Origin of the sequence: Sphingomonas sp. SORGH_AS_0870 (assembly GCF_031453175.1) — a bacterium.
Classification (GTDB): Bacteria; Pseudomonadota; Alphaproteobacteria; order Sphingomonadales; family Sphingomonadaceae; genus Sphingomonas.
Window position 1 is genome coordinate 2,740,191 of record NZ_JAVIYW010000002.1, and the last position, 26,618, is coordinate 2,766,808.

The 26,618-nt window shown below is 68.6% G+C and carries 23 protein-coding genes; 11 read left to right on the top strand and 12 right to left on the bottom strand.

What is annotated here, in order from left to right:
* Positions 1–199 precede the first annotated feature (199 nt).
* Together QE363_RS12765 and QE363_RS12770 are read left to right on the top strand one after the other, a co-directional pair.
* Complete coding sequence (locus tag QE363_RS12765) at positions 200–1,588, top strand: exopolysaccharide biosynthesis polyprenyl glycosylphosphotransferase (protein ID WP_309695775.1); 1,389 nt, start codon at positions 200–202, stop codon at positions 1,586–1,588.
* A gap of 53 nt (positions 1,589–1,641) precedes the next feature.
* Positions 1,642–3,009 carry a cellulase family glycosylhydrolase gene (locus QE363_RS12770; protein ID WP_309695777.1) on the top strand — a complete coding sequence of 456 codons (1,368 nt, stop codon included), beginning with the start codon at positions 1,642–1,644 and terminating at the stop codon, positions 3,007–3,009.
* Position 3,010: 1 nt separating this feature from the next.
* Here the strand turns inward: QE363_RS12770 and QE363_RS12775 are convergent, their stop codons facing one another.
* The 3 genes from QE363_RS12775 to QE363_RS12785 form a co-directional block, all read right to left on the bottom strand.
* Positions 3,011–3,514 carry a hypothetical protein gene (locus QE363_RS12775; protein ID WP_309695779.1) on the bottom strand — a complete coding sequence of 168 codons (504 nt, stop codon included), beginning with the start codon at positions 3,512–3,514 and terminating at the stop codon, positions 3,011–3,013.
* A 132-nt stretch (positions 3,515–3,646) separates the two neighbouring features.
* Positions 3,647–4,630 carry an NAD-dependent epimerase/dehydratase family protein gene (locus tag QE363_RS12780; protein WP_309695781.1) on the bottom strand — a complete coding sequence of 328 codons (984 nt, stop codon included), beginning with the start codon at positions 4,628–4,630 and terminating at the stop codon, positions 3,647–3,649.
* A gap of 16 nt (positions 4,631–4,646) precedes the next feature.
* Entirely contained in the window at positions 4,647–5,417 is a 771-nt protein-coding gene (locus QE363_RS12785; protein ID WP_309695783.1) for a molybdopterin-binding protein, read from the bottom strand.
* Positions 5,418–5,468: 51 nt separating this feature from the next.
* On the opposite strand from QE363_RS12785, the gene map reads away from it, so the two are divergent.
* Both map and QE363_RS12795 read left to right on the top strand, forming a co-directional pair.
* A complete protein-coding gene (map, locus tag QE363_RS12790; protein WP_309698199.1) occupies positions 5,469–6,296 on the top strand; it encodes a type I methionyl aminopeptidase in 828 nt (275 codons plus the stop codon).
* 7 nt (positions 6,297–6,303) lie between these two features.
* Positions 6,304–7,815, top strand: coding sequence for an AarF/UbiB family protein (locus tag QE363_RS12795; RefSeq protein WP_309695785.1), 1,512 nt, complete (start codon positions 6,304–6,306; stop codon positions 7,813–7,815).
* On the opposite strand, the gene QE363_RS12800 is transcribed toward QE363_RS12795, so the two are convergent.
* Positions 7,812–8,753: a hypothetical protein gene (locus QE363_RS12800; RefSeq protein ID WP_309695787.1), complete on the bottom strand. Its 942-nt coding sequence runs from the start codon at positions 8,751–8,753 to the stop codon at positions 7,812–7,814. The two genes, QE363_RS12795 and QE363_RS12800, sit on opposite strands and share 4 nt — an antisense overlap.
* A gap of 98 nt (positions 8,754–8,851) precedes the next feature.
* Between QE363_RS12800 and purL the strand changes: the two genes are divergently transcribed.
* A complete protein-coding gene (purL, locus tag QE363_RS12805) occupies positions 8,852–11,077 on the top strand; it encodes a phosphoribosylformylglycinamidine synthase subunit PurL (RefSeq protein WP_309695790.1) in 2,226 nt (741 codons plus the stop codon).
* Here purL and nhaA read toward each other — a convergent pair.
* Entirely contained in the window at positions 11,074–12,480 is a 1,407-nt protein-coding gene (nhaA, locus tag QE363_RS12810) for a Na+/H+ antiporter NhaA (RefSeq protein ID WP_309695792.1), read from the bottom strand. The genes purL and nhaA overlap by 4 nt on opposite strands.
* An 82-nt stretch (positions 12,481–12,562) precedes the next feature.
* Here nhaA and QE363_RS12815 point away from each other — a divergent pair, with 82 nt between their 5' ends.
* The 4 genes from QE363_RS12815 to katG all read left to right on the top strand — a co-directional run bounded on the left by QE363_RS12815 (position 12,563) and on the right by katG (position 17,580).
* Positions 12,563–13,801 (top strand): DUF418 domain-containing protein, encoded by a 1,239-nt coding sequence (locus QE363_RS12815; protein ID WP_309695795.1) that lies wholly within the window; start codon positions 12,563–12,565, stop codon positions 13,799–13,801.
* Between the two features lie 82 nt (positions 13,802–13,883).
* Entirely contained in the window at positions 13,884–14,054 is a 171-nt protein-coding gene (locus QE363_RS12820) for a (2Fe-2S)-binding protein (RefSeq protein WP_309695797.1), read from the top strand.
* A 132-nt stretch (positions 14,055–14,186) separates the two neighbouring features.
* Positions 14,187–15,182, top strand: a complete 996-nt coding sequence (locus QE363_RS12825) for an SDR family oxidoreductase (RefSeq protein WP_309695800.1) — start codon at positions 14,187–14,189, stop codon at positions 15,180–15,182.
* A gap of 133 nt (positions 15,183–15,315) precedes the next feature.
* On the top strand, positions 15,316–17,580 hold the full coding sequence (katG, locus tag QE363_RS12830; protein ID WP_309695802.1) for a catalase/peroxidase HPI: 2,265 nt from the start codon (positions 15,316–15,318) through the stop codon (positions 17,578–17,580).
* A 24-nt stretch (positions 17,581–17,604) separates the two neighbouring features.
* On the opposite strand, the gene QE363_RS12835 is transcribed toward katG, so the two are convergent.
* From QE363_RS12835 to QE363_RS12865, 7 genes are all read right to left on the bottom strand, one after another.
* Positions 17,605–19,662, bottom strand: coding sequence for an EAL domain-containing protein (locus QE363_RS12835; RefSeq protein ID WP_309695803.1), 2,058 nt, complete (start codon positions 19,660–19,662; stop codon positions 17,605–17,607).
* A complete protein-coding gene (locus QE363_RS12840; protein WP_309695806.1) occupies positions 19,659–20,111 on the bottom strand; it encodes a GAF domain-containing protein in 453 nt (150 codons plus the stop codon). The genes QE363_RS12835 and QE363_RS12840 overlap by 4 nt, the downstream gene beginning before the upstream one ends.
* Before the next feature lie 163 nt (positions 20,112–20,274).
* Positions 20,275–21,507: a diaminopimelate decarboxylase gene (lysA, locus tag QE363_RS12845; protein WP_309695808.1), complete on the bottom strand. Its 1,233-nt coding sequence runs from the start codon at positions 21,505–21,507 to the stop codon at positions 20,275–20,277.
* Positions 21,508–21,533: 26 nt separating this feature from the next.
* Positions 21,534–21,800 (bottom strand): hypothetical protein, encoded by a 267-nt coding sequence (locus QE363_RS12850; protein WP_309695810.1) that lies wholly within the window; start codon positions 21,798–21,800, stop codon positions 21,534–21,536.
* The gene (locus QE363_RS12855) at positions 21,797–22,204 is read right to left on the bottom strand and encodes an SAM-dependent methyltransferase (RefSeq protein WP_309695812.1); all 408 of its coding nucleotides are present in this window, start codon (positions 22,202–22,204) and stop codon (positions 21,797–21,799) included. The genes QE363_RS12850 and QE363_RS12855 overlap by 4 nt, the downstream gene beginning before the upstream one ends.
* Positions 22,205–22,217: 13 nt before the next feature.
* A complete protein-coding gene (locus tag QE363_RS12860) occupies positions 22,218–22,478 on the bottom strand; it encodes a hypothetical protein (protein ID WP_309695814.1) in 261 nt (86 codons plus the stop codon).
* Positions 22,479–22,614: 136 nt separating this feature from the next.
* The gene (locus QE363_RS12865; protein ID WP_309695816.1) at positions 22,615–23,334 is read right to left on the bottom strand and encodes an arylesterase; all 720 of its coding nucleotides are present in this window, start codon (positions 23,332–23,334) and stop codon (positions 22,615–22,617) included.
* 42 nt (positions 23,335–23,376) lie between these two features.
* On the opposite strand from QE363_RS12865, the gene QE363_RS12870 reads away from it, so the two are divergent.
* Both QE363_RS12870 and QE363_RS12875 read left to right on the top strand, forming a co-directional pair.
* The gene (locus tag QE363_RS12870) at positions 23,377–24,051 is read left to right on the top strand and encodes an ABC transporter ATP-binding protein (protein WP_309695818.1); all 675 of its coding nucleotides are present in this window, start codon (positions 23,377–23,379) and stop codon (positions 24,049–24,051) included.
* Positions 24,048–26,543: an FtsX-like permease family protein gene (locus tag QE363_RS12875; RefSeq protein WP_309695820.1), complete on the top strand. Its 2,496-nt coding sequence runs from the start codon at positions 24,048–24,050 to the stop codon at positions 26,541–26,543. The genes QE363_RS12870 and QE363_RS12875 overlap by 4 nt, the downstream gene beginning before the upstream one ends.
* Positions 26,544–26,618 lie beyond the last annotated feature (75 nt).

The window sequence follows — 26,618 nt, forward strand, 5'->3', positions numbered from 1 at the left end:
GACTTGGTTCCATTTGATACGACCCGGACCGGGTTTTCAGAGAGCTGTCGGTACCCCGTGCTCATAATCTGTTGAACGGTCGTAACAGCTATGTTGCAGGTGCGAAAGCAGATTGCTGGCCCGGATGAACCGGGCTAGCCATCACATGCCTGGACAGCGGCGGAGCGTCCTTATGCCGGCTATGGGAAATCAGAATACGATGAGTTTCGCGACAGCGCTGACGGATGAAATGTCGCTCGCCGGGGCTATCCACCGGCGGAACGTCCGCATCCGGCTGTATGTCGCGCTGATGATGATCGACGTGATCGCGATCAGCCTTGGCTTTCTGGTGGCCAGCCTGTTCCGCGACGGCCAGTGGCTGTCGTTCAGCGGCATCGACCTGGCCTATCCGATCCTGCCCATCTACCTGATCATCGCGTTCAACAGCGAGGCCTATGGCCGCGACGCCCTGACCAGCGGCACGATCTCGCTGCGCCGGTCGCTGACGCCGCTGGCGATCACCTTCTTCGCGGCGATGACGCTGATCTTCTTCTTCAAGGCCGGGCCCGAACTGTCGCGCGTCGCGCTGGCGATCGGCATGGCGAGCAGCGCGGTCTTCATGGCGGCGATGCGCATGACGCTGGTCATCATGGTCCGCCCGACCGCCGCGCCCAAGCTGGTCGCCGAGCTGCTGATCGTCGACGACAAGACGCGCGAGGAATGGTCCGAGCCGCAACTGTGCGACACCGTCTTCTCCAAGGAGGCGGGGGTCGAGCCCGATCTCGAAAACCCCTATATGCTCCACCGCCTGGCCGAGCTTCTGGCGAAATATGAGCGCGTGGTCGTCCGCTGCGCCCCCAATCGCCAGCATGACTGGGCGCTGCTGCTGCGCGGCGCGGCGGTGGACGGCGAGATCCTGATCCCCGGCTTCGGCTCGCTCGGCGTGCTTGGGCTGACCGATTTCAAGGGCCGCCAGACCTTGGTCGTGGCGCAGGGGCCGCTCAGCTATCGCGACATGTTCAAGAAGCGCATGCTCGATCTGCTGATCACCGTGCCGCTGGTCATCGCGCTGACCCCGATGCTGCTGCTGATCGCGCTGGCGGTGAAGCTCGACTCGCCGGGGCCCGTGCTGTTCCGGCAGGAACGGATCGGGCGCGGCAACCGTATCTTCCACATCCTGAAATTCCGCTCGATGCGGGTCGAGAGCAGCGATGCCAAGGGCAACACCTCCGCCTCGCGCGACGACAAGCGGATCACCCGCGTCGGCGGCTTCATCCGCAAGACCAGCATCGACGAACTGCCGCAGCTGCTGAACGTCCTGCTGGGCGACATGAGCCTGGTCGGGCCGCGTCCGCACGCGCTGGGTTCGCTCGCCGGGGACCAGCTATTCTGGGAGGTCGACCGCCAATATTGGCAGCGCCACGCGCTGAAGCCCGGGATCACCGGACTGGCGCAGGTGCGCGGCTTCCGGGGCGCGACGCACCGCGACGTCGACCTCAAGAACCGCCTGCGTGCCGATCTGGAATATCTGCACGGCTGGAGCCTGGCACGGGACATCTCGATCCTGTTCCGCACGGCCGCGGTTCTGGTGCACAAGAACGCCTATTGACGGGAAAGCCGGTCGCGCCGGGGGGCGCCGTTGGACAACGAGGGAGACACCACGTGAAACGACGATCATCCCCCGCATCGCTGGTTCGGCTCGGCGGCCGTGTGCTGGCCTGCGCCACCCTGCTGGTCGGGACCCAGTCCGCCTGCTCGGGACAGGCGGCGGGCACGCTGCCCGATGGTCCGCTGACCAGACGCGCCACGCCACTGATCGTCGGGGTGGGCGTGCATTTCGGGATCGGCGGCCAATTCGGCTACGAACCCGCCCCCACCGCCAGGGCGATCGACGAGCTGGGTGTCGCCTCGTTCCGCGACGACATCCCCTGGGTCGCCTTCAAGCAGAAGGGGCTGGCGGTTCCCGGCGACATCTCGCCCCGGCAACAGGCGATGGTCGCCGCCACCCGCGCGCGGCCGCTGTGGATCCTCACCTATACCCACCCCGCCGTCGATGGCGGCAAGGCGCCGGTATCCGATACGGCGCGGCGTGCCTTTGCCGCCTTCAATCAGGACGCCGTGCGTGTCACCGAAGCGCGCCAGCCGCTTTATGAAATCTGGAACGAGTGGAATCTGAACGCCGCGCCCGAGCGCGGAATGCTGCGCGGGGCGGGCACCGCCGACGATCCGCGTTCGGGTATCAACTATGCCCGGCTCGCCAATCAGGCGACGCGCGCGATCCGCGCGGTCGATCCCAAGGCCATGATCCTGGTCGGCGCGGCGGGCGAGGACAAGGGCTGGGCCTGGGTCCGCTCGGTTGCCGCCAATGGCGGGCTGGCCGGGGCGAGCGCGCTGTCGGTCCATTATTACAACCAGTGCGAGCCGGTGGCGAAGCGGACCGGCGCCGATGCGATCGGCCAGATCGAGGCGCTGCACCGCGCGCTGCCGACGACCGACGGCCATGCGCTGCCCATCTATGTCACCGAGCTGGGCTGGCCGACCACCACGGGCGGCCCATGCGGCGATATCGCGCCCGAGCGCGCGGCGGACAATGTCGCGCAATTCCTGCTATGGTCGGCCGCGACGCCCTGGATGGGCGGCGTCTGGGTCTATCAGCTGAAGGATCAGGGACGGCGGCCGAGCGAGATGGAGGATAATTTCGGCCTCTACACCTATGACTATCGCCCTAAGCCCGCCGCCTGTGCGGTGCGCGAGGCGACGGCGCTGGCGTCCGCGGGCAAGGCCTGGCGGGTGGACCGGTCGCAGCCGGGCATCACTGCCCTGCGCGTCGACGGGGCGGAGGGTTCGAAGATGATCGTCTGGACCGACGCGCCGGACGATCGGCTCGTGCTGAAATTCTCGGGGTCGGTGCGCTATCGCCCGATCTGCGGGCAAGCGGGTCAGGGCGCGGCGGTGCCGGTCGGCTATCGCCCGGTCGTGATCGCACTCGGCGCGGCGAAGGCCACCGCGCCGCGCTTCGAACGGCAATAGCTCAGCTGAGGAGCAGATCGGCGAGCGAGACCATCATCGTGCCGCCGACGAAGGTCATCGCGACGAACAGCGCGAAACGGGCGCGGGGCGACCATTTTTCCTCGACCGATTCGCCACGGCTGGCGATCGGCATGATTCGGACCTGGGCATGCGACACGGGCGACGGCGCCCCCGCCAGCGCATGGACATTGTCGGCCAGCGCGGAGCCGACGCTGCCCGCAGGCAGCGGGCGGAGGAAACAGGCGCCATATGCCCCGTCATTCTTCCATTTCACCCGCGCCTCGCGCAGGCCGATGCCGGGAATGCCGATCATCACGGTCTGGTTGACCGAAAGCTCTACCGAGCCGTCGATCCGACAGCCCTCGCGATGGAGGTTCGAGATCAGGATGGGCAGCGAATCGCCGTCGTCGGCGACGCGGACGGTGCCTTCGCGCTGGATCGGGACGCGGACTTCCTCGCGACGCTCGGTCGGGTCCTGCCACGCGATATTCTCGGGGATGCCCACGCTATCTCTTCCTCACGCTCACCGCCCCGTCGACGGTCCGTTGCGCGTATAGGACGAAATTCGTTTCCAAATGCTTTAAATCGGCACTGACATTGCCGGATTTCGGCAGGATGCTGCCGGACCGGCAATCGATCAGACCCGGAAATAGCCGCGATACCAGTCGGCGAAGCGGCCGAGTCCCTCCTGCAATCGGACGCGCGGGGCATATCCCGTCAGCGCGTGGAGCCGCGAGACATCGGCATAGGTCGCCGTCACGTCCCCCGGCTGCATCGGCTTCATGATCTTCACCGCCTCGCGGTCCAGCGCGTGTTCCAGCGTCGCGATCATCTCCATCAGGCCGACCGGATGGCTGCCGCCGATATTCAATATGCGGTGTCCCCCCGTCTCGGGCGGACGGTCTAGCGCGCCGACAATGCCGTCGACGATGTCGTCGATATAGGTGAAGTCGCGCGCCATCCGCCCTTCCCCGTAAACCTCGATCGGCTGGCCCGCCATGATCCGGTCGGTGAACGAGAAATAGGCCATGTCGGGCCGCCCCCAGGGGCCATAGACGGTGAAGAACCGCAATCCCGTCTGCGGAAAGCCATAGAGCGCGGCATAGGACTGGCTCATCAACTCGCAGGCGCGCTTGGTCGCGGCATAGAGCGAGACGGGGCTTGCGGCGGGTTCGTCCTCGCGAAACCCCTGCCCGCCCATCGGCTTGTCGCCATAGACCGAACTGGACGAGGCATAGACGAGATGGACGAAGCCGGGCGCATGGCGACACGCCTCCATCACTGCCAGATGCCCGGCCAGGTTGGAGCGTTCATAGGCGAAGGGATTGGCGATGCTGTAGCGAACGCCCGCCTGCGCGGCGAGATGGACGACGCGGGTGACGCCCCGTTCGCGGACCAGACCGGCGACCGCCTCGGCATCGGCTACGTCCATCCGGTGGAACGCGAAGCCCTCCCGCCCCTCGAAGGTCGCGAGCCGGGCCTGCTTCAGCGCCGGGTCGTAATAGTCGTTGACGATGTCGACACCGACCACCGTCTCGCCGCGGTCGAGCAGCCGGTGAGCGGTGGCGTGACCGATGAACCCGGCCACGCCCGTGACGAGAATGGGTGCGTTCCCGCGCATTGCCGCCGCCACCGGGTCAGATGCCGCCCGGCACCACGTCGCGCCCCGTCGCCTGTAGCGCGCGGGTCAGATCGGCCAGGCACGTCTCCATCAGCGCGGGGTCGGGGCTGCGCACGACGAAATTGGCGCCGGTCCGGCCTTCGCGGAAGAAGGGATAGCTGCCGATGGCGACGCCCTCATGCGCCTTTTCAGTCGCGCGGAGCAGATCGGCCACCTCGCTCTCCCCCACCCAGCAGCCGACCGTGCCCGACACGACCGGCCGCCCGCCCTCCAGCGTGCCGGTCAGCGCATCGAGCATCCCCGCCGTGATATGCGGCACGCCCGCCATGATGAAGATATTGCCGATCCGGATGCCCGGCGCGCCCGACACGCGGTTGGGGATCAGCGAGGCCCCCTCCGGCGTCCGCGCCATCCGCGCGCGGGCCGGGGTTACGCCGCCGCGCGTGGTGTAATAATCCTCCAGGATCGCCCGCGCCTCGGGATGTTCGATCACCGCCACGCCCAGCGCCGCCGCGATCGCATCGACCGTGATGTCGTCATGCGTCGGGCCGATCCCGCCGGTGGTGAAGAGATAGTCGTTGCGCGCGCGCAGCGTGTTGACCGCCTCGGCGATGGCATCCGGCTGGTCCGCGACGACCCGCACCTCGGCCAGCCTGATGCCCTGCACGTTCAGCCATGTCGCCAGTTGCGCGATGTTGCGGTCCTGGGTGCGGCCAGAGAGGATTTCGTCGCCGATGACGATCAGCGCGGCGGTCCAGATACGCTCGGAGGCGGGGTCGGCTTGCATGGTGCCGGACATAGCCTCGCAAAAGCCGCGATGCCACGCTATATCGTGGCCATGACCGAATATGTGACCGTTTCCGCCAACGCGCCCGAGGGGCGGACCGGCGCGATCAAGCTGTGGGGCCGCGAGGCGTTCGATGGCATGCACAAGGCGGGCCGCCTGGCCGCCGAGACGCTGGACATGCTCGTGCCCCATATGGTGCCGGGCGTCGCCACCGCCGAGATCGACCGGCTGATCCACCAGTTCATCCTGGAACGCGGCGGCGTGCCCGCGACGCTGGGCTATCGCGGCTATACCCATTCGACCTGCATCTCGATCAACCATGTCGTCTGCCACGGCATTCCGTCCGAAAAGACGCTGAAGTCGGGCGATATCGTCAATGTCGACGTGACCCCGATCGTCGATGGCTGGCATGGCGACACCAGCCGCATGTACCTGATCGGCGACGTGCCGCTGAAGGCGCGCAAGCTGGTCGAGGTCACCTATGAATGCCTGATGCTGGGCATCGAGCAGGCCAAGCCCGGCAACCATATGGGCGATGTGGCCAACGCCATCCAGCGCCATGCCGAGAAGCATCGCTACGGCGTCGTCCGCGACTTCTGCGGCCATGGCCTGGGCCTGTTGTTCCATGACGCGCCCGAGGTCGTCCATGTCGGTCGCCCCGGCACCGGCCCCGAGCTGAAGCCCGGCATGATCTTCACCATCGAGCCGATGATCAATATCGGCCGCCCCGACGTGAAACTGCTCGACGATGGCTGGACGGCGGTGACGCGCGACCGGTCGCTCTCGGCACAGTTCGAGCATTCGATCGGCATCACCGAAGACGGCTGCGAGATCTTCACGCTCAGCCCGGCGGGCTTCACCCAGCCGCCTTATAGCTGAACCGATCATGCTGGGCGCGATCCGGGTTGCGGCACGCGACCGCGCCCGCCTGGCCGAGGTGATCGCCACCGCCTCGCGCTTCGGGCTGGACGTGTTGCTGGCGCGTATCGGGCTAGACCCGGCGCGGCGGGACCCGGATGCCCTGCCCTTCGACCTGCCCGCAAGGACGCGCGCAGCCATGGAGGCGCTGGGCCCGGTCTGGGTCAAGCTGGGCCAAATCCTCGCCACCCGCGCCGACCTGTTGCCGCCCGAATGGATCGCCGAACTCGAAAAGCTGCATAGCGAGGCGCCGCGCCTTCCGTTCGCGCAGTTGCGCGATCAGGTCGAGGCGGCGCTGGGCGAGCCGCCCGAGAGCGCCTTTGCCCGGTTCGATCCCGAACCGCTGGCAGCCGCGTCGATCGCGCAGGTCCACCGCGCGGCGCTCCACGACGGGACCGAGGTCGTCCTGAAGATCCGCCGTCCCGGCATCCGCGCCATCATGGAGGCCGACCTTCGTCTGCTGACCCAGATCGCCGCGATGGTCGAGGCGGCCAATGCCGAGGCGCGTCGATACGGCGCGATGCGGATGATCCGCGCGCTGGGCCGCGACATCCTAGAAGAGCTGGACTTCACCAACGAAGGCCGCAACGCCGACCGGCTGCGCGAGGATTTCGCGGACGAACTGCGCGTGGTCGTGCCGGTCATCCACTGGTCGCACAGTTCGGAAACGCTGCTGGTGATGGACTTCATCGCGGGCGTGCCGCCGCGCAACGCCGCGATGCTGCAAGCGGCGGGAATCGATCCTGCCGCCATCGCCTCGGCGGGGGCGGACATCGTGCTCGACATGACGCTGATCAACGGGCGTTTTCATGGCGACCCGCATCCGGGCAACCTTCTATGCCTGCCGGGCAACCGCATCGCGCTGCTCGATCTGGGCCAGATCGGCCATGTCAGCCCGCGTCGCCGCGAAGAGGTGATCGCCTTTACCCAGTCCATCGCGAACAGCGACCCGACCTTGCTCGCCGAGACGCTGAGACACTGGTCGCAAACCGATGATATCGCCCCCGAACGGTTCCAGGCGGTCGCCGACCGGCTGGTCGCGCGGCATGGCGGCGGCGCGTTGCGGCTGGCGGCGATCCTGGCCGATATCTTCCCCGTGCTTCGCGAGGAACGGATCGTCCTGCAACCCGACATGCTGCTGCTGTTCAAGGCGCTGATCACCATCGACGGCGTGTTGAGCGGCATCCAGCCCGATTTCGACCTGTCCGCCGCGCTGCGCCGGGCAAGCGCCCGGATCGTCGAGGCGCGGCTGTCGCCCGAGCGCTGGACGCGGCGCGCGGCGGCGCTGGCGCTGGAGCTGGACCGGCTGGGCGACGACCTGCCCCGGCTGATCCGGGCGACGACCCGCAAGCTGGAAAGCGAGGCCCCCGCCGTCTCGACCACCGGGGTCGAGGCCGCGATCCGCACCGGCGCGGGCTGGATCGCGGGCGCGCTGGCCCTGTCGGGCGTGGCGATCGCGGTGGCGATGCGGCTGGGTTAATCCAGCCGCCGCAGTTGTTCGCCAAGCCCGAAGGGCTGGCGGCGATACGCCTGCCGCCAATCGACACCCGAGCGTTCCAGCATCTCCGCCTCGACCGCGCCATAGACGTAGAGCGCACCGCGCTTCCACGTCTTGAAACCCTGCTCGCGAATCGCCCTCAGGCTCGTCGCCAGCCCCGTCCAGCGGCCGAGCGCATCGGCGCGCATCGCAGCGTCCCCCTGCCGCGCCAGCGTCAGTTCGGTCCAGCGTGCGACGCCCTCCTGCCCGACCTGAAATTCGTAATAGAGCCGATCATCGGCGCTGACCTGCGCCAGCGCCGTCTCGCGCGCCGCGACATAGACCGTTCTGGCCGCAAGGCGCTGCTCGGTCGATGGGGCGGTCAGAAAGGCGAGACCCGCCTCCCCCATGGCGAGGAAGGCCTCCCCGACCTTCGGATCGGCATAGGGAAAGGGATAGTTGAGCACCCAGCCGCCATCGGACGAACCCAGCGATCTGCCGACAGCCTGCACGGCCTGGGCATAGCCCGGCAAATGCGATTGATAGAGGTGGAACGCCTCGTGGAGTATCGTGGCTTTCCAATAGGCTGGACTCATCTCCAGCGTCGCGGGATAGCCGATCGCGATGCTCTGGCCGCCGGGAAACACAGGATATGCCGCCGCAAGATCGGGGCTCAGCTGGCGAGGCCTGACCTGTAGATGGCACTTCGTCAGCGGGTCGCGCCCGGCGTCCGTAAAGCCCTTGACCGCCGCGTGGCAGAACAGGGTCTCGCGATCCGCGCCGATCAGCACCAGGTCCAGCGGCACCTTGCCGAATCCCGGCCACAGCCGATCCCCCGCCCCGCGATAGAGACGCCGAACCTCCGCCAGCATCGCCCGCTCGGGTCGGGGCGGCATTGGCGCCCCCGCCAGCGCCGCGCCCATCAGCATCGATAGGATCATCGGATTCAGCCCCCCGCAATTGGTCTCACCGGATAGCAGCACATCATTCGACACAGCGATAGTGACGAACCCGCGACACCTCGCTAAAGGCGCGGGCCATGACCGAGATCACGCCCCAGATCGTCGCCGACCACGGCCTGTCCGAAGAAGAATATCAGCGCGTCCTGAACGCGCTGGGCCGCGAGCCCAATCTCGTGGAGCTCGGCATCTTCTCGGTCATGTGGTCCGAGCATTGCAGCTACAAGTCCAGCCGCATCCACCTGAAGAAGCTGCCCACCGAAGGGCCCCAGGTGATCTGCGGTCCCGGCGAGAATGCGGGCGTCATCGACATCGGCGACGGCCAGGCCGCCATCTTCAAGATGGAGAGCCACAACCACCCCTCGTATATCGAACCCTATCAGGGTGCGGCGACGGGCGTGGGCGGCATCCTGCGCGACGTGTTCACCATGGGCGCGCGGCCGGTCGCGAACCTGAACGCGCTGCGCTTCGGGCGGCCCGATCACCCCAAGATGCGCCACCTGATCTCGGGCGTGGTGCACGGCATCGGCGGCTATGGCAATTGCGTCGGCGTGCCGACGGTCGGCGGCGAAGTGAACTTCCACCCGGCCTATGATGGCAACATCCTGGTCAATGCGATGACCGTCGGCGTCGCCGATCAGGACAAGATCTTCTATTCGGCCGCCAGCGGCGTCGGCAATCCGATCGTCTATGTCGGGTCGAAGACGGGCCGCGACGGCATCCACGGCGCGACCATGGCCTCGGCCGATTTCGGCGAGGATGCGGAGGCCAAGCGCCCGACCGTGCAGGTCGGCGACCCCTTCACCGAAAAGCTGTTGATCGAGGCGTGCCTCGAACTCATGGCCTCGGACGCGATCGTCGCGATCCAGGACATGGGCGCGGCGGGCCTGACCTCGTCGTCGGTCGAGATGGCGTCCAAGGGCGGCGTCGGCATCGAGCTGATCATGGACGACGTGCCCCAGCGCGAAGAGGGCATGACGGCCTATGAAATGATGCTGTCGGAGAGCCAGGAGCGGATGCTCATGGTCCTGAAGCCCGGTCGCGAGGCGTTCGCCGAGGCGATCTTCCGCAAGTGGGAACTCGACTTCGCGGTCATCGGCCACGTCACCGAGACGGGCCGCATGGTCCTGCGCCACAAGGGCGAGATCGTCTGCGACATTCCGCTCGCGCCGCTGGCCGACGACGCGCCGCTCTACGACCGTCCGCATGTCCCGACCGAGGTTCCCGCCGCGATCACCTCGCCCGGCTGCCAGGACCCGGCGGCGGACCTGCTCAAGCTGATGGGCTCGCCCGATATCGCCTCGCGCCGGTGGATCTGGGAGCAGTATGACCATATGGTCGGCGGCGACACGGTGCAGCGCCCCGGCGGCGACGCCGCCGTGGTCCGCGTCCATGGCACGCAGAAGGGGCTCGCGATGAGCACCGACTGCACGCCGCGCTATTGCTATGCCGATCCGGTCACCGGCGGCATGCAGGCGGTGGTCGAGACGTGGCGCAACATCACGGCGGTCGGCGCCAAGCCGCTCGCCATCACCAACTGCCTCAACTTCGCCAATCCGCAGCGCCCCGAGATCATGGGCCAGATCGTTGGTTGCCTCGAGGGCATGAGCCAGGCCTGCCGCGCGCTCGACTACCCGATCGTGTCGGGCAACGTCTCGCTTTACAACGAGTCGAAGGCGACCGGCGGCGGCTCGGCGATCCTGCCGACCCCGGCGATCGGCGGCGTCGGCCTGATGGCCGACTGGTCCAAGTCGGCGACCGTGGCGTTCAAGGGCACCGGCGACGTCATCGTCCTGATCGGCACGCCCAAGGGTGAGATCGGCCAGTCGCTGTGGCTGCGCGAGGTCCATGGGCTGGAGGGCCGCGACGCGGGTCCGCCGCCGTCGATCGACCTGGATGCCGAGCGTCGTACCGGCGACCTGGTCCGCGAGTCGATCACCGCAGGTCATCTGACCGCCGTGCACGACGTGTCGGACGGCGGCATCGCAGTGACGGTCGCGGAAATGGCGCTTGCGGGCAATATCGGCGCGCTGATCCAGTTCCCGGAGACGGGCGAGGCGTGCCGCCAGCTCTTCGCCGAGGATCAGGGCCTCTATATCGCCACGGTCGAGGATACCGCGCTGGTCGACTTCCTGGCGAACGCGCATCAGGCCGGGGTCGAGGTCGAGCGGATCGGCCGCACGGCGGGCAGCCGCCTGATCTTCGAGCGCGAGGATGGCGATTTCGTCGTCGCGCTGGACGACCTGCGCCGCGCGCATGAGGGCTTCTTCCCGGCGCTGATGGGCGCCGACGCGGCCCTCGCCTAAGGTTCCGGCGGGGCCCCGGCCATGGGTCGGGGCCCCGTGCAGGAGCGAAGGATCGCATAGCCGATCGCCGCCGCCAGGATCGAGGCGATCAGCACCCCCAACGACGCCGCCTCGCGCATCTCGCCATCGCCAAAGGCCAGCCCGGCGATGAACAGCGAGATGGTAAAGCCGATCCCGGCCAGCGCCCCTACCCCGGTCACCATCCGCCACGTCACCCGATCGGGACGCCGCGCAAGGCCGATCGCGCTGGCCGCCCAGGTAAAGCCCAGAAACCCCAGTGGCTTGCCCACGACCAGCCCCAGCACCACGCCGATGACGAGCGGGCTGGCCACCATCGCCAGCAGATCGCCCGACAGGTGGATGCGCACATTGGACAGCGCGAAAAGCGGCAGCACGACATAATTGACCCAGGGCGTCAGCACCTCGATCAACCGGCTGCTGGCGACGCGGGTCGCCGACGCCATTTCCTGAAGATAGCCCAGCCGCTCCTCGGCGCGCTCGCGCTGTTGATGCTCCTCCTCGTCATCCTCCGCCCGCTCGGCGGCGCCATGGGCATGTTTGAACTCGTCCACCCGGCGCTGGACCCGCTCGGCAAAGGCCGCCTGGGCCAGTCGCGGCGCGACCGGTACGGTCAGGCCGATCAGCACGCCCGCGATGGTCGCATGGATGCCCGACTCGAGCACCCCGCCCCAGACGATCAGCGCGAGCAGGACATAAGGCACCGAGGACACCCAGCCGATCCGTCGCAGCCCGACGATCCCCGCCAGCGCCGCGCCCGCCACGATAAGTCCGATCGGATCGATCGCATCGCTATAGGCAAAGGCGATGACCAGCAGCCCGCCGACATCGTCCACCGCCGCGAATGCCAGCATCAGCGCGCGCAGGCCGACCGGCAGGCTGGTCGCGAACAGCGCGATCAAGGCCAAGCCGAAGGCGGTATCGGTGGTGATCACCGTGCCCCAGCCCGGCTGGGCCGCGCCCCCGCCCGCCACCAGCAGATACAGGCCGATCGGCACCGCCATGCCCCCGATCGCCCCCGCCAGCGGGAAGGCCGCGCTTCGCCATTGCGACAGGGCCCCGTCGACCAGTTCGCGCTTCACATCGGCGCCGACGATGACGAAGAACAGCGGCAGCAGCGCATGGTCGATCCATTCGGCCAGCCGATGCGACACCGCCCGGTCGCCAAAGGCGATGCGCACCGGCATGTCCCAGAATCGCTCATAGGCGTGAGCGGTGCCGATATTGGTCAGGACCAGCGCCAGGATGGTGGCGATCAGCAACGGGCCGCCCGTGACCTCGCTTCCCGCGAAGAAGGGCTCGACCCGGCGGAGAAACGCCGAGGCCAGCGGCGAATGATGCGCGCGGGCGGAGGCGCGTCCGGTCAGGCGAGGCGATAATCCCATCCCTGGCCAATGCTTCGCGGTCGCCAGCAGTTGCATCCGGCGCGCCGCCAGCTAATCCGACGGGCCGCAACGGAGCCCGTGCTTGTCCGATCCCGCCCCCCTTTCGCCCGCCATGACCACCGATCGCGGGCGGCTGTTGACCCTCGATGCGTTGCGCGGGGTGGCGGTGATGGCGATCCTGATCGCCAACATGCCGGGCTTCGCGCTGCCCGACCCGGCCTATTCCAATCCCGCGGCGTGGGGCGATGCGGGACCGGGCGACATCGCGGTCTGGCTGTTGACCGAGATCTTCGTCAACGGGCGGATGCGCGGGCTGTTCTCGCTGCTGTTCGGCGCCTCCACGCTGCTGATCCTCCAGCGCGCCGATCAGGCCGGGCTGAACGGCGCGTCGCTGCACCTGCGGCGGATGGGGGTGTTGTTCGTGCTGGGCATGATCCACCGGACCTTCATCTGGACCGGCGACATATTGGTGCATTACGCGCTGGTCGGGGTCGTCGCGCTGGCCTTTGTCGGGCTGTCGGTGCGACGGCTGTGCATCGCCGCGCTGCTCATGGCGGGGCTGTCTATGCTGCTCGGCTGGCTGGACTGTGCGAGCCTGCTGGCCGCCTCGGCCCGCGACACGCCCCAGGCGGTCGCGCTGTGGCATGCCTATCAGGTCGCGTTCGGCACACCCGGCGCGGCCGCGCTGGCGCCGGAGATCGCCGCGATGCGCGGGCCGTGGAGCGCCGCCACCGCCTTTCGCCTGGACAATAATGGCGACCCGCTGTTCGACCTGATGACGATCGGGCCGGATACGTTGAGCGCGATGCTGATCGGCATGGCGGCGCTGAAATCGGGTTTCCTGACCGGGGCCTGGCCGCGCGCCCGCTATCGCCGCTGGACGATCGTCGCGATGGCGCTGTCGCTGCCCGCCTATGCCGCCATGGCGATCGTCACCATGGCGAGCGGCTTCGACGTTCGCGCGGTGTCGCTGGCGGAATTGTTCCTGAACGTGCCGTTCCGGCTGATCGGGACGGTCGGCTATGCCGCGCTGATCCTCCTGCTGCTGCGCCCCGGCGGGTGGTGGACGACCCGGATCGCGGCCGCCGGGCGGATGGCGTTCACCAACTATATCGCGACCAGCCTCGTGATGACCTTCATCTTTTACGGCCATGGCCTGGGGCAATTCGCCCGCTGGGACCGGGCGGCCATCTATCTGCTGGTTCCGCCGATGTGGGGGCTGATGCTGCTCTGGTCCAAGCCCTGGCTCGACCGGTTCGGTCAGGGGCCGCTGGAAAAATTGTGGCGTCTGGCGACGCGCGGGCACCCCAGGAACAGCTGACTTTTTCTGCAAACGAGTTGCAAGAGCCTTGCGATCCACTCTCATTAGCGCTACGAAGACGGTGCTTCTTAGGGAGATGGTCTTGGTCGTCTGCGTCTGTAATGCCATTCGGGAATCCCAGGTCCGCGACGCGGCCCGTGCGGGATCGGTCACCCCCTGCCAAATGTATCGCGCGCTGGGCCGCCAGCCCAAATGCGGACAGTGCGCCGTCCTGGCCCGCGCGATCATCGACGAGGAACGCACCGCCGCCTGACGCGCCCGGCATCCTCGCTGCCGGGTTTTACATCCCTCCCGCCGCGCCGGGACAGGGATCATCTTCCATCCCCGCTGGTTGAGCGGGAAGATCACCCGATCTTCTCGTGGGTTAGCGCCGGAAGGATGGATTATGAGCGATATCGAGACCTCTCGGCGCGGCGTGTTGGGCGGCGCGGCCCTGGGCCTTGCGGGCGCGGTCGCCCCCGGCGCGGCGCTGGCGCAGGCGGCGGCCCCCGCCTCCGTCTCCAGCCTGCGCGATCCCCGCAACGCCTATACGCGCACTCCCTTCCCCGAACAGCGCCAGCCCTGGCCCGCATTGGCCAGCAAGATGACCCCCCGCCCCGATCATGGCGAGACCAGCTATCGCGGATCGGGCAAGCTGACCGGTCGCAAGGCGCTGCTGACCGGCGGGGATAGCGGCATCGGCCGCGCCGCCGCCATCGCCTTCGCGCGCGAAGGGGCCGATGTCGCGATCAACTATCATCCCAGCGAGGAACCCGATGCGCGCGAGGTCGCCGACCTGATCCGGCAGGCGGGGCGCAAGGCGGTGCTGCTGCCCGCCGACATCCGCACGCAAAAGGCCTGCGAGGACACGGTCCGCAAGGCGATCGCCCAGCTCGGCGGGCTCGACCTGCTGGTCAACAATGCCGCCTATCAGCAGTCGAAGGCGGATATCATGGAGATCAGCGACGAACAGTTCGTCCGCACCTATGAGACCAATGTCTTCCACGTGTTCCGCTTCTCCAAGGCGGCGATCCCGTCGATGCCGCCGGGGTCGGTCATCATCAACACCATCTCGCAAAACTCCTACGACCCCGGCGAAGACCTGATCGACTATGCCTCGACCAAGGCGGCGATCCAGAACCTGACGCGCGGCATGGCCAAGCAACTGGCGAAGAAGGGTATCCGGGTGAACGCGGTGTCCCCCGGCCCGATCTGGACGCCGCTTCAGGTCGCGGGCGGCCAGTTGCCGGGCAAGATGCACGAGTTCGGGCAGAACACCTCGCTGGGTCGAGCGGGCCAGCCCGCCGAACTGGCCTCGCTCTATGTCGCGCTGGCCTCGGGCGAGGCGAGCTATTCGACCGGCACCGCCGTCGGCGCGCATGGGGGCAAGGGTTTCCCGTAACCCCAAGGCCGCTCTGCACCCTTTCGTCAACCGCCCTGCAATCGATGACTGTAATCGGGTTATCCCGTTATGCCGCGCGCATGCGCTTTCCTAATCGGCCCCCCGCACCACGAACGACACTTAAAGGGGCCTTATGTCGATTGCACCCGTTTCCCTGATCGCGATGGTCGCCGCGCTGACCAGCCCGGCGCAGCAGACCGATCGTCCGCAGCCCAAGGCGGCCACCGCCGCCAAGACCGTGACGCAGGACCCGCCCGCGCCGGTCGTCGCCAAGCCCGGCGGGATGACCGACCGCGACTGGTGGCCCAGCCGCCTCGACCTGACCGCACTGCGCCAGCACGAGGACACGCGCGCCAATCCTTATGGCGCCGATTATGACTATGTGAAGGAATTCAACACCCTGGATATGGCGGCGGTCAAGGCCGACATCCGCAAGGTCCTTCACACGTCGCAGCCTTGGTGGCCGTCCGACTATGGCAATTACGGCCCCTTCTTCATCCGCATGGCCTGGCACAGCGCGGGCACGTACCGCGCAGGTGACGGGCGCGGTGGTTCGGACGGCGGCGAGCAGCGTTTCGATCCGCTGAACAGCTGGCCCGACAATGTCAGCCTGGACAAGGCCCGTCGCCTCGTCTGGCCGATCAAGCAGAAATATGGCCGTCGGCTCAGCTGGGGCGACCTGATGGTGCTCAGCGGCAATGTCGCGCTGGAGGATATGGGCTTCAAGACGGTCGGCTTTGCCGGTGGTCGCGTCGATGCCTGGCAGCCCGACGTCGTCTTCTGGGGTCCCGAGACGAAGATGATGGGCACCGAGCGTTCCAACCCTGACGGCACGCTGAAGCGGCCGCTGGCGGCGACCACCATGGGCCTCATCTACGTCAACCCGGAAGGCCCGAACGGCAATCACGACCCGATCGGCGCGGCCGCCGACATCCGCCGCGCCTTCGGCAACATGGCGATGAACGACGAGGAGACGCTGGCGCTGATCGCGGGCGGCCATACCTTCGGCAAGGCGCATGGCGCGCATCCGCAAAAGGCGTGCCTCGGCGTCGAACCCACCGCCGGTGCGATCGAGCAGCAGGGCATGGGCTGGGCCAACAAGTGCGGCAAGGGCAATGCCGAGGACACGATCACCTCGGGCCTGGAGGGCGCCTGGTCGGCCACGCCCACGCAGTTCACCACGCAATATATCGACAATCTGCTGAACTATGACTGGGTGAAGACCAAGAGCCCGGCGGGCGCGACCCAGTGGGTGCCGACCGATCCGGCGGCGGCGCAGCTGGTGCCCGACGCACACCTGCCGAACGTGCGCCACGCGCCGATCATGTTCACCACCGACATGGCGCTGAAGGGCGACCCCGCCTTCCGCAAGATCCTGGAGAGCTGGCAGAAGAACCCCGATCTGTTCGCACAGGCCTTTGCCCGCGCCTGGTTCAAGCTGACCCACCGCGACCTCGGCCCGCGCGCCCGCTATCTGGGCAGCGAGATTCCGGGCGAGACCTATAATTGGCAGGACCCGCTTCCAGCCGCCAGCTTCGCACCCATCGGGGCGGAGGATCAGGCCAAGCTGAAGGCGATGGTGCTGGCCTCGGGCCTGTCGGGTCCGGCGCTGATCCGGACCGCCTGGGCCTCGGCCTCGACCTTCCGCAGCACCGACATGCGCGGCGGGGCGAACGGCGCGCGGCTGCGGCTCGACCCGCAACAGGGCTGGGCGGTCAACGACCCCGCCGAGCTGAAGACCGTGCTCGCCAAGCTGACCGCGATCCAGAAGGATTTCGCGCGCGGCGGACGCCAGGTGTCGATGGCCGACCTGATCGTGCTGGGCGGCAATGCGGCGGTCGAGCGGGCGGCGCAGGCCGGCGGCGTGCCGGTCAGCCTCCCCTTCACCCCCGGCCGCGTCGACGCCACCCAGGCGCAGACCGACGTGACGTCCTTTGCCCATCTGGAGCCGGTCGCCGACGGCTTCCGCAACTATTACGGGCCCAAGGCGGAGGTCAGCGCGCCCGAGGCGCTGGTCGACAAGGCCGACGCGCTCGACCTGACCGTGCCGGAAATGACAGTGCTGGTCGGCGGCCTGCGCGCGCTGGACGCCAATAGCGGCGGATCGCGGAACGGCGTGCTGACGACCCGGCCGGGAACGCTCAGCAACGACTTCTTCGTCAACCTGCTGACCATGGACACGGTCTGGACGAAGTCGGCGACGCCGGGTCTTTACGAGGGCAAGGACCGCGCGACGGGCAGGGCCCGCTGGACCGCGACGCCGGTGGACCTGATCTTCGGCTCCAACTCCGAACTGCGCGCGGTGGCGGAGGTCTATGCCGCCGACGACGCCAAGGAGAAGTTCGTCAAGGACTTCGCCGCGGTGTGGACCAAGGTGATGGACGCGGATCGCTTCTGATCCGCAGGAAGCGAGGTCGATGGCTCAGGCCACGGCCTCGCTTTCCACGATCTGCGGCCTGCGCGTCGCGATCCGGCGAACCTGATCGGCATCGGCCAGCAGGCGTGACGGCCTGCCGATCAGATAGCCCTGAATGGCCGTACACCCCTCGCGCGCGACGATCGCCAGCTGCGCGGGTTCCTCGATCCCCTCGGCCAGCACCGGCATGTTGAGCGTCGCGCCCAGCGCGGCGACCGAGCGCAGGATCGACACGGCCTGCTCGTCCCGCTCGATCTCCGAGACGAAGGACGCATCCAGCTTGATCCGGTCGAACGGAAAGGATCGCAGCACGTCGAGCGAGGAATAGCCGACCCCGAAATCGTCCAGCGCGATGGCGATGCCCATCGCCTTGAGCGCCCGCAACTGGCCCAGCGCGAAATGCCGGTCATGGATGATCGCGCTCTCGGTCAGTTCCAGCGACAGCCGCTCGGGCGGCAGGCCGCTATCCTCCAGCGCCGAACGCACCGTCTCGATCAGCCGGGGATCGGCCAGATGCATGGGCGACAGGTTGACCGAGACGGGATGGCTGTTGGCCCAGCGCGCGGCCTCGAAACAGGCCTGGCGCAGGATCCAGATGCTCAGCGGCACGATGTCGCCGCTCTTTTCGGCCAGCGGGATGAACTCCGACGGTGGTACCATGCCGCGCATCGGATGGTTCCAGCGGATCAGCGCCTCGTATCCGCAAATCTCACCCGAGGGGATGGCGGCCTGCACTTGATAGTGAAGCTCGAAGGCGTTCTCGTCCAGCGCCGTGCGGAGGTCGGCGACCAGTTCGCGCCCCTGCCGGATCGCATCGTCCATCTGCGCGTCATAGAAGCAGGGCTGGCGGGAATGGGCGGACTTGGCGCGGTACATGGCAAGGTCGGCCTTGGCGAGCAGCGCATCGGCGTCGAAGCCGTCCCGATTGGCGATCGCCACGCCGACATTCCCCCCGATCGAGGCGGTGAACCGCTCGAACAGGAAGGGCGCGTCGCAGGCGGCGGTCAGGCGCGACAGGAAATCGGCCAGCTCCTCGGGCCGGTGATAGGAGATGACCGCCGAGAATTCGTCACCGCCCAGGCGCGCGACGCATTCGCCCGGCTTCAGCATCGCCGACAGCCGGGCGGACAGCGCGGCCAGCAACTGGTCGCCCGCCTGATGCCCATAGGTGTCGTTGACCACCTTGAACCGGGACAGGTCCATCATGACGACCGCCATGCACGGATATCCGCCCCGGATCAGGAAACGCTTCTCGATCTCCTCGATGAAGCTGATCCGGTTGGGCAGATCGGTCAGGCTGTCGTGCATCGCCATATGGCGCAGGCGGCGATAGGTTTCCGACTGGGTATGCCCGTCGATCAACGCGCTGATCGCGGCACAGCCGACGATGATCAGCGTCGCCACCGTCGTCGTCGTCGCCAGCGCCACCATCGTCACATCGGACAGTCCTTGCCCGAATTGCAGGACGGAGATGCGCATCGCCGTCATGCCGGTGAAGTGCAGCGCCGCGACCGCCAGGCTGAGCAGCCCCATCCCCTCCGCGGTCCGCCAGCGCCCGCGCCCACGCCCAGTCAGGACATGAAAGGCCAGCGCCGACAGCCCGCTGGAAAGCAGGATCGAGGCGACGACATAATGCCAGTTCCAGGTCACGATCCCGTCGACGCGATAGGCCGCCATGCCGACATAGTGCATCACGCTGATGCCCAGGCCGATCAGCGCGCCGCCGCACGCCCCGGCCCCGCGCCGTCGCCCGGCGGCGACGGCCAGGCCCGGAATGGCAAGGCCGATCACCGCCAGCAGCGACAGGAGCGTCAATATCGGATCGAGGACCACCGGCGCGGTCGTCCGGAACGCCATCATCGCGACGAAGTGGGTCGCCCATACCATCGTACCCGCCCCGACCGCGCCCAGCACGACCCAGCCGAAGCAGCGATAGCCCGAGGACGCGCGCACCCGGCTGAATAGCTGGACGGTCGCCGCCGATCCGATCAGGCAGATCAGCAGCGCGAGCGCGACGAGGCGCAGATCATGCTGCGTCAAGGTGCAGAGCGCGACCGCGATCATGCCGACCCCCGCATGTCGAGCAGATCCGCCCGTGCCTCCAACGCGGCCGATGCCTGCCGCGCGAGCGCCGCGAGATAGGCCTTCTGGTCGACGGACGCCGGATCGCGCCGCCGGACGTCGATCACGCACAGCGCGCCGACATCCACGCCCGCCCCGACCCGAAGCGGCGCACCGATATAATATCGGATGTGCGGTGCCCCCGCCACGAACCGCAACGTCGCGAAACGACTATCGCCGCACGGATCGCAGACCTCCAGCCCATCGGCCTGATCCAGCGCGAAATTGCAGAAGCTGCCTTGGCGGGAATTGCAGTCGATATCCATGCCATGGGTCGCCTTGAACCATTGCCGGTCGGCATGGATCAGCGAGAGCAGGGCGATCGGCGCGTCGAACGCATGCGCCGCCGCCGAGACGAAGCGGTCAAAGCCCGGCTCGCGTGGCGATCCCATGATGCCCAGGGCATGTACGGCGTGGGAACGTCGCCGTTCCCGGAACAGGCTCTTGAGCATCGTCTCTCATATTATGATCGTTGTTCGACCCCCTAGGTTTCACGAAAGGCTTAAGAAATCATGCTTTTCCGGGATGGTTCGGACGACTGGACCTTGCGCCCCGTCACGCCGCGCGATCGATGACGGTGCCGCGCTCGCCGACAATCCGGTATTCGTCGCCGTCCACCAACAGCTGGGGGCTGACCGCGCGGCAATTATAGGTCGACGCCATCGCCGCGCCATAGGCGCCGGTGGTATGGAACACCGCCAGGTCGCCCCGGCGCACCGCGTCGATCTCCCGCCCCCGCGCAAAGCTATCCCCCGTCTCGCAGATCGGCCCGGCGATATGCGCCTGCATCCGTCCGCCGCGCGGCGCGACCGCCGCAAAGCGGTGGAACGCGTCGTACAGGGCGGGCCGCATGAGGTCGTTCATCGCCGCATCGACGATGACATAGGGATGGGTGACGCCCGGCTTCACCCAGATCACGCGGGTCAGCAGCAGCCCCGCCGCGCCCACAATCGCCCGGCCGGGCTCGAAGGTCAGCGCGACGTTCCAGCCGCAGGTCACGCGACCGACCATCCGGGCATAATCCTCGAACGACGGCGCCGTCTCGCCCGGCGCATAGGCGATGCCCAGCCCGCCGCCCAGGTCGACATCGCTCACCCGGTGCCCGGCCGCGCGCAACGTCCGGACCAGGTCGCCGATGCGGGTAAAGGCCCGCTCCATCGGCATCAGGTCGCGAAGCTGGCTGCCGATATGCACCGCGATCCCCCGCAGATCGAGCCCGTCGAGGCGCTCCAGACGCGCATATATCGCCGGGGCGGCATCGATCGGCACCCCGAACTTGGTCTCGCGCTGCCCGGTCGCAATCTTCGCATGGGTGCCCGCATCGACATCCGGATTGACGCGCAGCACCACCGGCGCACGCACGCCCCGCGCGCGGGCGAGGTCGGACAGCACCTGCCCCTCCTCCTCCAGTTCCAGATTGAACTGGCCGATGCCCGCGTCGAGTGCCTGGACCATCTCCCGGTCGGTCTTGCCGACGCCGGAAAAGACGATGTCCTGCGGCTTCATGCCGGCCGCGATCGCATGGGCCAGCTCGCCCCCCGAGACGATGTCCGCGCCATAGCCGCATTCCGCGAGCAGGCGCAGCACCGCGATGTTGGGATTGGCCTTCACCGCAAAGGCCCGCCGCGCGACGGGCAACGGGGCCAGCGCCGCCGAGAAGCCATGAGCGGCATGGCGCAGCGCCGCAGCGGAATAGACATGCACCGGCGTGCCCACCGCCTCGGCGATGCGCGGCAGCGGCACGTCCTCGGCATGGAGGATGCCGTCGCGATAGTCGAAAAATGCCATGAGGCGTCTCCATGATGGAGGGATGGTCAGTCGAGGCGGCGGCGATGGCGCCGGATACGCTCGGCATGGATCACGTCGGCGGTGTGGCCATGGCCCCGCCGCTCGGCGCGCAGCGCGGTCGCCACCCGCTTGCCATGGGTCATCAGCAGCAGCCCCAGCAGCGCGATCGGAAAGAAGGGGATCGCCAGCGGCGCCTCGCCCAGCCCAATCGCCGCCGCGCAGGAGCCACCGCACAGCAGCGCGCCCATCGCCCGCCAGGCCCTGTCGCGCCATACCCTGTCGTGCTGCGTCATGCCGCCTTCTCCAGCCATGTCCGGTCGTCCTGCGCGATGACGAGGATGGCGGCCTGCGACACCGCGGCCGTGATCGGCCCGCGCCAGAGCAGGATGTCGGCGGGCAGATCGCGTTCGGCTCGCAAGGCTTCGTCCAGCGTCAGCGACGCGAACTCCAGGCCGATGGCGGGGTCGCTGGCCCGCCGCGCGGCGCAGCGGGCGCGGCCGATCATCGCGGGCGAGCCGCTGATCCCCCGCCCCTCGATCGCGGTGAAGCCGAGCATCCGGGCATGCCGCACCGCGCGGATCAACAGCGCCCCCGCGCCGCAATCGGCATCGACGATGCGGACCGAGAAACGCCGCTGCTCGCGCAGGCCGGACAAAGCGGACCGGATGACGGGCCAGCGCGGGTCATGGGCGATCATGGACCGTCCCCCCTCAGGCCGCACGCGGCAGCGCGCGTTCGGACGGCGCGACCGGCACGAACGCCACCAGCGGGCGGAGCGGCTCGATCGCCACCACGACGGCGGCGCGATAGGCGTGACGCTCGCCCTGCGCATACTGCATCGCGGCCGCGAAGGAGACGAAACGACCCTCCATCCGCTTGTCGCTATGCTGGACCAGCCAATGGCCCGCGACATCCTGTCCGACATACAGGGTCGGGCCGCTTGGGTCCGCTTCGGGAAGCACTTCCGACATGACGTACGATCCTCGTCATCGACGCGGACCGACCGTGATCCGCGCCGCCCCAGCTACGGATCGGCGCATAGGGTTTCGAGATCGATTTCCGGGGATCGCATAGCATTGGCATAGCGTCGCGATATGCGGCCCCCGATCAGCCCTTGGGCAGTGTCTCCAGCCCCTTGCCGACCAGCGGCGCGACCCGATCCGCGATCCGGGCGACACCCGTCGCATTGGGGTGGACTCCATCGGGCAGCATCAGCGTCCGGTTACCCAGCACCCCTTGCAGGATGAACGGGTCGAGCACCGCATGATGGCTGCTCGCAAGGTCGGGCCATATCGCATTGAAACGTGCCGCAAAGTCCGGCCCCAGATTGGGCGGCGCCATCATCCCGGTCAGGATCACCGGAATGTCCCGACGGGCCAGTTCGTCCAGCATCGCCGTCATGTTCGCGCGCGTCTCCGCCGGATCGACCTGGCGCAGCACGTCATTGCCCCCCAGCCCGAGCATCACCAGATCGGGCTTCGTCTTCAGCCGGTCGAGCGTATAGGCCAGCCGTCGCCGCCCGTCGGCGGTGGTGTCGCCCGACACCCCGGCATTGATGACCGTGGCATCGATCCCCTGCCCGCGCAGCCGCGCCTGGATCGCATCGGGCAGGCTCTGGCCCCGCTGGAGGCCATATCCGGCATAGAGGCTGTCGCCGAATGCCAGCACCACCCGGCGGGGACCGGACACGGGGACGCTCGCGCTGGGCGAAGGGTTGGGCTGCGCCGGGGCGGCCGAGGCGACATTCGTCGCGGGCGCATCGTCCTCGCGCCGGGCATCACAGGCGGATAACAGCCATGCCGCTTGGAGAAGGGCGGCCCCGGCCACATATGGCGTCCTGGTCATCTCTGTCTTGGAATCCCCGCAACTATGGTCGCAGGCAATATGGTCATCCGGGCGACGGATGTAAGGCTGACGCTGGGCGGCGCCGCGCCGGTCGAAATCCTGAAAGGCATCGACCTGACGGTGGGAGACGGCGAGAGCCTGGCGCTGCTCGGCGCATCGGGATCGGGCAAGTCGTCGCTGATGGCGGTGCTCGCCGGGCTGGAGCGGGCGACGTCGGGCCGGGTCGAGGTGGCGGGAACCGATTTCGGCGCGCTGGACGAAGACGGGCTGGCCATCGCGCGGCGCGGCCGGATCGGCATCGTGCTCCAGGCCTTTCACCTGTTGCCGACGATGACCGCGCGCGAGAATGTCGCGGTGCCGATGGAACTGGCCGGGGAAGCCGACGCCTTCGCCCGCGCGGAGGCCGAGCTGACGGCTGTCGGACTGGCGCACCGGCTGGATCATTATCCCGCGCAATTGTCGGGCGGCGAGCAGCAGCGCGTCGCCATCGCCCGCGCGCTCGGCCCGCGCCCGCGGATCGTCTTCGCCGACGAACCCACCGGCAATCTGGATGCGGCGACCGGCGCGCGGGTGATGGACCTGTTGTTCGACCGGCGCGCGGCGACCGGCGCGACGCTGGTCGTCATCACCCATGACCCGGCGCTGGCCCGGCGCTGCGACCGGGTGGTCGAACTCGCCGATGGCCGGATCGCCGCGTGAGCGGCTGGTCGCTGGCCTGGCGGCTTGCCCGGCGTGAGCTGTCGGTGCGGTTCCGGGGACTGCGCCTGTTGCTGCTGTGCCTGTTCCTCGGCGTTGGCGCGCTGGCCGCGATCGGCAGCCTGAGCGATGCGATCGGCGGAGAACTGGCCGCGCGCGGCCGGGTCATCCTGGGCGGCGATGTCGAATTCGCGGTCTCGCAACGGCAGGCCGACCGACTCGAACGGGCGGCGATGCAGGCCGCCGGACGGGTGTCGGAAACGATCCGGATGCAGTCGATGGCGGTCACCCCAGACGGCGCGACCGCCCCGGTCCAGCTGAAGGCGGTCGATGCCGCCTATCCGCTCTATGGTCGATTGACGCTGGCCGATGGCCGCACCGCCCGCGCACCGGGTGCGGGCGGCGTCTGGATCGGGCGCGCGCTGGCCGAGCGGCTGTCCGTGACGCCCGGCGCCCGGCTGCGCTTCGGCACGGCATGGTTCCGCGTCGGCGGGATCATCGCGGACGAGCCCGACCGGCTGGGCGAAGGCTTCACGCTCGGCCCGGTCGCGATCGTCTCGCGGGCGGGGCTGGATCGCACCGGACTGGTCCAGCCGGGCAGCCTGTACGATAGCCGCTATCGCATCGCCACCGCGCGCGATCCGGCGCAGGTCGCCAAGGCGTTCGAACGCGCCTTCGCCACCGCCGGTTGGGAGACCCGGACCCGCGACCGCGCATCGCCCGGTGCCAGCCGCTTCGTCGCGCGCATGGGGGAGTTCCTGACGCTGGTCGGGCTCGCCGCGCTGGTGATCGCCGGGATCGGGGTCGGCAACGGCGTCGGGTCCTATCTGGAGGCACGGCGCGGCAGCATCGCGATGCTGAAGGTGCTGGGCGCGACATCGGGCCTGGTGGCGAGGATCTATCTGCTCCAGCTGTTCGCCGTGGCCGGCATCGGCATCCTGCTGGGCCTGGCGGCGGGGATCGTCGCGGTTCCGCTGGTCGGGCTGGCCATGGGGTCGGTGCTGCCCGTCGCGCCGGGGCTGACGATCGCGCCCGTCCCGCTAGCGCTGGCGGCGGCATATGGGCTGCTGATCGCGCTCGCCTTTTGCGCGCGACCGCTCGTCGCGGCGGGGCGCGTGCCGGCGGCGGCGCTGCTGCGCGGTGTGCTCGATGCGCGAGCGGGTGGCGGCTGGCGCGGCACCCTGTGGGGCGTGGCGGCGGGCGTGCCCGTCGTGGCGCTCGCGCTGTCGACCACCGGGCGCCCGGGCTTTGCGGCCGGGTTCCTGGGTGCGACGGCGGCGACGCTGGCGCTGCTGGTCGGGATCGGCGCGGCGATCCGGGCGGCCGCGCGCCGCCTGCCCCGCCCGCGCCGCCCGCTCGCGCGACTGGCCGTCACCGCGCTCCATCGGCCGGGATCGCGGACCGTATCGCTGGTCGTCGCGCTCGGCCTGGGGCTGACGCTGTTCGTGCTGCTGGCGAGCATCCGGACCAGCATCGACGGCAATATCCGGCTTTCGGTCCCGGCGCGGGCGCCCGCGCTCTTCGCGCTCGACGTGCCGCCCGAACGCGAAGCGGAATTCCGGCGCATCGTCACGCGGGTCGCCCCGTCCGCCCGAATCGCGACCGTTCCGCTGATGCGCGGCACGATCACCGGCTATGGCTCCACCCGCGTCGCCGACCTGGCCACGATCCCCGAAGGCGCCTGGGCGCTGCGGGGCGAGCGCGGGCTGACCTTCGCGGCGTCGCTGCCTCCCGGCAGCACCCTGACGGCGGGGCGATGGTGGCGTGGCGCGGAGGGCAGCCAGAGCCTCGTGTCGATCGACGAGCGGCTGGCAAAGGCGCTGAACCTGCGGATCGGCGACTCGCTGACCGTCTCGGTGCTGGGGATCGAGCGGACCGCGCGGATCGCCTCGTTCCGGCGGATCGCCTGGGACACGCTGGGGTTCAACTTCGTCATGGTCTTCTCGCCGGGGGCGTTGGCCGATGTGCCGCATAATCTGGCCGCGACCATCGACATGCCCGCCGCACAAGGGCCGGCGGTGACCCGCGCGCTGCTGCCCCATTTCCCCTCCACCTCGGTCGTGGAGGTGGGCGGCGTGCTCCAGCAAGTGCAGGACGTCGTCGGCCAGATGGCGACCGCGATCACCGTCGCGGCGGGCATCGCGGTGCTGGCGGGGATCGCGGTGCTGCTGGGCGCGATCGCGGCCGCGCGCGCGGCACGGACCTATGACGCGGTCATGCTGAAGGTGCTGGGCGCGACACGGCGGCAGGTTCTGGCGACGCAGGCGATCGAATATGCGCTGCTCGCCGGGATCGTCGGCCTGGTCGCGCTGCTGCTCGGCGTGGGTGGCGGGTGGTTCGTCGTCACGCGGCTGTTCCAGTTCGAATGGCTGCCCGACTGGACCGTCATCCTGGCGACGCTGGCGATCGGCGCCGTCGTGACGATCGGCATCGGTATCCTGGGCACGCTTCCGGTCCTGCGGGCACGGCCCTCGGCCGCGTTGCGGGCGCTCTAGGGCGGATCGCCATTCAGTATTGCGTCTTCTTCCCCTCTCCCCTGGAAAGGGGAGAGGGTTAGCGAAGCTTGCCAG

What these genes read in the sequence shown, in the direction of transcription:
- QE363_RS12855 (WP_309695812.1), bottom strand. Translation starts at nt 22,204, where the DNA reads ATGATCGCCCATGACCCGCGCTGGCCCGTCATCCGGTCCGCTTTGTCC.
- lysA (WP_309695808.1), bottom strand. Translation starts at nt 21,507, where the DNA reads ATGGCATTTTTCGACTATCGCGACGGCATCCTCCATGCCGAGGACGTG.
- QE363_RS12850 (WP_309695810.1), bottom strand. Translation starts at nt 21,800, where the DNA reads ATGACGCAGCACGACAGGGTATGGCGCGACAGGGCCTGGCGGGCGATG.
- map (WP_309698199.1), top strand. Translation starts at nt 5,469, where the DNA reads ATGACCGAATATGTGACCGTTTCCGCCAACGCGCCCGAGGGGCGGACC.
- QE363_RS12870 (WP_309695818.1), top strand. Translation starts at nt 23,377, where the DNA reads ATGGTCGCAGGCAATATGGTCATCCGGGCGACGGATGTAAGGCTGACG.
- QE363_RS12860 (WP_309695814.1), bottom strand. Translation starts at nt 22,478, where the DNA reads ATGTCGGAAGTGCTTCCCGAAGCGGACCCAAGCGGCCCGACCCTGTAT.
- QE363_RS12780 (WP_309695781.1), bottom strand. Translation starts at nt 4,630, where the DNA reads ATGCGCGGGAACGCACCCATTCTCGTCACGGGCGTGGCCGGGTTCATC.
- QE363_RS12785 (WP_309695783.1), bottom strand. Translation starts at nt 5,417, where the DNA reads ATGCAAGCCGACCCCGCCTCCGAGCGTATCTGGACCGCCGCGCTGATC.
- QE363_RS12840 (WP_309695806.1), bottom strand. Translation starts at nt 20,111, where the DNA reads ATGGGATCGCCACGCGAGCCGGGCTTTGACCGCTTCGTCTCGGCGGCG.
- QE363_RS12795 (WP_309695785.1), top strand. Translation starts at nt 6,304, where the DNA reads ATGCTGGGCGCGATCCGGGTTGCGGCACGCGACCGCGCCCGCCTGGCC.
- QE363_RS12825 (WP_309695800.1), top strand. Translation starts at nt 14,187, where the DNA reads ATGAGCGATATCGAGACCTCTCGGCGCGGCGTGTTGGGCGGCGCGGCC.
- QE363_RS12835 (WP_309695803.1), bottom strand. Translation starts at nt 19,662, where the DNA reads ATGATCGCGGTCGCGCTCTGCACCTTGACGCAGCATGATCTGCGCCTC.
- QE363_RS12765 (WP_309695775.1), top strand. Translation starts at nt 200, where the DNA reads ATGAGTTTCGCGACAGCGCTGACGGATGAAATGTCGCTCGCCGGGGCT.
- QE363_RS12800 (WP_309695787.1), bottom strand. Translation starts at nt 8,753, where the DNA reads ATGATCCTATCGATGCTGATGGGCGCGGCGCTGGCGGGGGCGCCAATG.
- nhaA (WP_309695792.1), bottom strand. Translation starts at nt 12,480, where the DNA reads ATGGGATTATCGCCTCGCCTGACCGGACGCGCCTCCGCCCGCGCGCAT.
- katG (WP_309695802.1), top strand. Translation starts at nt 15,316, where the DNA reads ATGTCGATTGCACCCGTTTCCCTGATCGCGATGGTCGCCGCGCTGACC.
- purL (WP_309695790.1), top strand. Translation starts at nt 8,852, where the DNA reads ATGACCGAGATCACGCCCCAGATCGTCGCCGACCACGGCCTGTCCGAA.